The organism is Neisseria sp. P0021.S007 (assembly GCF_051956855.1).
In genome coordinates, this window is sequence record NZ_JBQCXA010000579.1 from 1 (window position 1) to 670 (window position 670).

Annotated in this window: 1 protein-coding gene; it reads right to left on the reverse strand. The window is 53.3% G+C overall.

Translation table 11 applies throughout. The features are described from left to right. Positions 1-75: 75 nt before the first annotated feature. A partial coding sequence (gene adk, locus ACTHUR_RS14730; protein ID WP_440399336.1) for an adenylate kinase occupies positions 76-670 on the reverse strand: 595 nt, incomplete at its 5' end.

Consider the following 670-nt stretch of genomic DNA (forward strand, 5'->3'; position numbering starts at 1 on the left):
ATTGTCTATCACGCAGTTTATCAAAAAGAGGTCGTCTGAAAGCCTGATTGCTTGTTTTCAGACGACCTTTTCGATTTATTTGCCCAATGCGCCCAATACTTCGGCTTTCACGGCTTCTACCGGTTGAGTGCCGTCAACCTTGATGTATTTCGGCGCGTGTTCGCCCTCCAGCTTGCTGTAAAAATCGACCAGCACTTCGGTTTGCTCGTGGTAAACGGCAAGGCGTTTTTTGACGGTTTCTTCTTTGTCGTCGTCGCGCTGAATCAAATCTTCGCCGGTTACGTCGTCTTTGCCTTCGACTTTGGGCGGATTGTAGGTAACGTGGTAGGTGCGGCCGGAAGACAAGTGAACGCGGCGGCCGCTCATGCGGTCGACAATCACGCTGTCGGGTACGTCGATTTCAACCACGGCGTCCAAATCCACGCCCGCTTCAACCATCGCTTCGGCTTGTGCCAGCGTGCGCGGGAAACCGTCAAACAGGAAACCGTTTTTGCAGTCGTCTTGCGCGATGCGTTCTTTCACCATGCCGATGATGATGTCGTCGCGTACCAAGCCGCCTTCGTCAATGATTTTTTTCGCTTCCAAACCCAGCGGCGTGCCTGCTTTAATCGCAGCGCGGAGCATGTCGCCGGTGGAAATTTGCGGAATGCCGAACGCAGCGGTAATGAAT